The organism is Acidiphilium sp., from assembly GCF_049977125.1.
Lineage (GTDB): Bacteria > Pseudomonadota > Alphaproteobacteria > Acetobacterales > Acetobacteraceae > Acidiphilium.
In genome coordinates, this window is the sequence record NZ_JBMFGY010000228.1 from 1 (window position 1) to 3,620 (window position 3,620).

4 protein-coding genes are annotated in these 3,620 nt (G+C 59.6%); 1 reads left to right on the forward strand and 3 read right to left on the reverse strand.

Going from position 1 to position 3,620, the window contains the following annotated elements:
• Nucleotides 1-302: 302 nt before the first annotated feature.
• On the forward strand, nt 303-1,481 hold the full coding sequence (locus ACP5E6_RS17170) for an AI-2E family transporter (protein WP_427956236.1): 1,179 nt from the start codon (nt 303-305) through the stop codon (nt 1,479-1,481).
• A 111-nt stretch (nt 1,482-1,592) separates the two neighbouring features.
• On the opposite strand, the gene ACP5E6_RS17175 is transcribed toward ACP5E6_RS17170, so the two are convergent.
• From ACP5E6_RS17175 to nrtS, 3 genes are all read right to left on the reverse strand, one after another.
• Nucleotides 1,593-1,811: a hypothetical protein gene (locus ACP5E6_RS17175; protein ID WP_427956238.1), complete on the reverse strand. Its 219-nt coding sequence runs from the start codon at nt 1,809-1,811 to the stop codon at nt 1,593-1,595.
• A 76-nt stretch (nt 1,812-1,887) separates the two neighbouring features.
• A complete protein-coding gene (locus tag ACP5E6_RS17180) occupies nt 1,888-2,505 on the reverse strand; it encodes a TIGR04282 family arsenosugar biosynthesis glycosyltransferase (protein ID WP_427956241.1) in 618 nt (205 codons plus the stop codon).
• A complete protein-coding gene (gene nrtS, locus ACP5E6_RS17185) occupies nt 2,502-3,449 on the reverse strand; it encodes a nitrate/nitrite transporter NrtS (RefSeq protein ID WP_427956244.1) in 948 nt (315 codons plus the stop codon). The genes ACP5E6_RS17180 and nrtS overlap by 4 nt, the downstream gene beginning before the upstream one ends.
• Nucleotides 3,450-3,620 lie beyond the last annotated feature (171 nt).

Consider the following 3,620-nt stretch of genomic DNA (forward strand, 5'->3'; position numbering starts at 1 on the left):
CGTAACTGCCGTTCATCAGCGCCGCGATGCCTGAAAGTGCTACGCCCCGGCGTCATGCGAACCGCAGCTCGGGTCACAAACACGCGCATTGCTGACGTGAAACGAATTTGTCGGAAGCAGACAGCGCTCCTCCGTCGCAACACTGAACAAGATTAAGCCGCCGAGTTGTCGGCCGGATCAACATACCGTTCAAGACGTTCATCTTGCTCAGACGTGTGCCGGATTTTGGTCAGCGGTACCGTGCGCCATCGATGATTTTCAGCACATTAGGGCCAGAATCCGTTCAACGGAAGTGTGAGTGTGTGCGTCTGGTAGACTTGATCCCGACTGCCAATATCAATGACATGTCGGACCAAGACTCCCCCCAATCCACACTGTATCCGACGCCTTCGGAGCGGCAAGCGAAAGCGATCGAATCGATAGCACGACTGCTTCGTCTCACGATCATCCTAGTACTCACCGCCTCTCTGCTCTGGCTGCTTGCCGACATCGTCCTGCTGATCTTTGCGTCCTTGCTCATTGCGGTACTTCTACGTGGGGCGGCGAGCGCAATCGTTGCACGGTTCAAAATTCCTCCCGGTATAGCCTTGTTTCTCTTTGTTTTCGCTATCATCGGCACTTTGGGAGTCTTTTTCGCGTGGCTCGGTCCGCAGTTTGGTAACGAATTCGTCCAGCTTTTGGGAATTATCCGCTCGTTCGATCATTCTGGCGCCTGGAACAACAGCGTGTGGGGCAACCTGTTCCATCGCGTGCAGACGGCGGCCAACGCTCTACCTGACAACCTGTTCGGTCCCTCGACCACAAGCATCGTCATGAGTACGCTGGGCGGTATGGGAAGCTTATTGCTCATTTCTGTAACCGGCCTTTATCTTGCCGCGACGCCAAAGATTTACGAGGATGGCGCGGTGCGACTGATACCGATCCGCCATCGCGATCGGGCGCGGGAAATCATGGCCGAGATCACAAGCGTACTACGCTGGTGGATGCTCGGACAGATGATCGACATGATCGTGGTCGCGATACTTGCCAGTACTGGACTGTATCTTCTTGGGTTGCCGATGGCGTTCGCTCTCGGGGGTCTAGCGGGGTTGATGACCTTTGTCCCTTATATCGGCGCGTTTGTCGCTGCGGTGCCCGCGCTGGTCGTTGCAGGGACGCTCGGTGTGCCGGCCGTCCTGTGGGTAGTTGTGATCTACCTCGCATGCCATGCTGTCGAGGGATACGTCGTCTCGCCGCTGATCACTCGAAAGACGGTCTACCTGCCACCGGCGCTGACTGTTTTTTCGATGGCAATCCTGGGCACGATATACGGGGTATTCGGTATCGTCATTGCCACACCGATCACCGCCGCAGGACTGGTGCTGGTGCGCGAAATCTATGTCGCCGACATGCTGCATGATTATGACCGTACCGGTTTCGTTGCCATGATCCGTGCGCGGCTTTCTCCCCTCCGCACTCGTCCGCCTTCACAACCTGTTTGAAATGCACGCCGGATTGGATCATGAATCTCCGCGATGCCGATAGCCTGGCCGTCATCGGAGACATTCATGTCCGAATTGAACGGCTCGACCGAGATCTGTTTGAACGATACGTCAATGCTTGACGCGATGATGTAAAATTGTCGCTGCCGAGGACGACGCCTTGGTCGAGGGAATCGTACAATTCGACTTGAACCTTGTATGATAAGCCTCGTTGATCTGCTGCACGACACGATCGTGGTGGGTGCAGCGCAACGATGCTGAGGCAGTATTCATGCCCGCCAACCCGATGAAAACTGCAACCATGCCCGTCGTTTTTCCAATAATACGCATGACGATGATCCTCTTGCTTTATGCTGCGTCATCGAATGATGTCGCTATATCATGTTCGTGCTGATGGATCATTAGGTTACGCCGGTATCAGCGCTGACGATGGACATCTGATCTGCGCACATCGCGGTGCTACCTCGTCGATATCATGGAGTTGGCGTAGCAGGCCGATCGAGTGTCCCCCAGTTGCGCGTTTGGGGAAATTGCGCATGGTGTCGGCGAGCGCGTGGGGGCTCGACCAGCGCGGGTTTTCAAACGGTCCGGCCGGACGTTTGCCGGACAGGCCGACCAGCCAATATCCGCCGTCGTCAGAGGGACCGAACACCGCATCGTGGCCGCGCAACAGACGCAAGGCGGTTCGCAGGTCGGACACCGTGATACCGGGAATGTCGCTGCCGACCAGCAGGACCGTGCGGCGCGGAAATCGGTCGAACGCGCGCTGCATGCGTTCCCCCAGATCACCCGAACCTTGCGGCAGGATGATGAAACCGGGCGCATGAAATCGGACATGATGATCAGGCGTGGCCACGATCACCCGGGTGACACCGCGCAGCCGGCGCAGGCGATGCAGAAGTCCATGCAACGTCCTTCGCGAAAAGCCTAGCGCCCGTCGCTCACCGATGGTTCGGGCGAGCCGTCGCTTACCAGTGCCGAGTCGGGGGATCCGGGTGAACACGATAACGACGGGGCGGCTCATCGGTGATAGTCGGCCGCTTGTCGGACGGTCTGATCGCCGGCGTAATACCGGGCCAGACGTAAAAGATTGCGCGAAGCGCGGCGGAACCAACCATCGCGGCAATAGGCACTGGCATCGGTCGTGACGATCAGGTTCATCTGTGCCAGGCGCTGCCGCCCCAGAAGGCGCGCGAGGGCGACGTCCTCCATCAGGGGTAGGTCCGGTATGCCGCCGATGGCATCGAGCAGATCGCGATGGATCAGCAATCCCTGATCGCCATACGGCAGGCGGAACAGTGCGCAGCGGAGCCTGACGCCCGCTTCGAGAATACGGGCGCGGGGATCGGCGCTGGCGAACCGAAGCCTGCCGTAGTGAGCCCGCATCCGATCCGATGCGGTGACGCGCTGAAGTATCGTTGCAGCCCAGCCAGGTGGTAGCGAGGTGTCGGCGTGGAGCAGCAGAACCCAACGCGTCGGGGCGGCGGCGATCCCGCGGCGGAGTTGGCCGCCCCGCCCCGCATCACCGAAGCCGATGATGGCACCGGCGGCTGCGGCGATCGAGACGGTTTGATCGGAACTCCCGCCGTCGCTGATTACGATCGCCGCAATCAGTTCGGGTGCGGTCGCCAGGTCGGCGAGCAGCGACGGTAGATGTGTCGCCTCATTCAGGGTCGGGATGACGACGGTAATCCGCTCGTCGCCGCTCGCCTCACGGCAATCGACCGGTGCGACCGCGCGATCGAGCCCGAGCCGATACGAAACCGCGCCGTAGGTTGCCACACAATAAGGGACAATGAATGTGAGCACGAGTTTGGTCACATCGATCGCCTTGCTCCCCCACAGCGCATCGCCCTGGTTGATCAAGTTCAGAATGGTGCCAACCACCGCTGCAACGACCAGGGAGCGTCGTGGCACGCCGTTGGTGACGCAGTACCGGCAGTTTCGATAAAGATCGTTGCGGTTCATGGCACGATGGATACGCGCACCGTGCAAACCATTCTCACCCTCGCCGCCAGGTGTTGAACCGTTCGAGGAGGGCAAGGCCGCTTGATGAGGCGTGGCGCTGGCGCCAAAGCCCGGCAACCGCGCGGATCGCTTCGCTGCGGGTGGGGTAGGGGTAGATCACGCCGAGCAGTT

Excerpts from the sequence above, each read along its gene's own strand:
- ACP5E6_RS17175 (WP_427956238.1), bottom strand. The coding sequence starts at position 1,811 with ATGCGTATTATTGGAAAAACGACGGGCATGGTTGCAGTTTTCATCGGG.
- ACP5E6_RS17180 (WP_427956241.1), bottom strand. The coding sequence starts at position 2,505 with ATGAGCCGCCCCGTCGTTATCGTGTTCACCCGGATCCCCCGACTCGGC.
- nrtS (WP_427956244.1), bottom strand. The coding sequence starts at position 3,449 with ATGAACCGCAACGATCTTTATCGAAACTGCCGGTACTGCGTCACCAAC.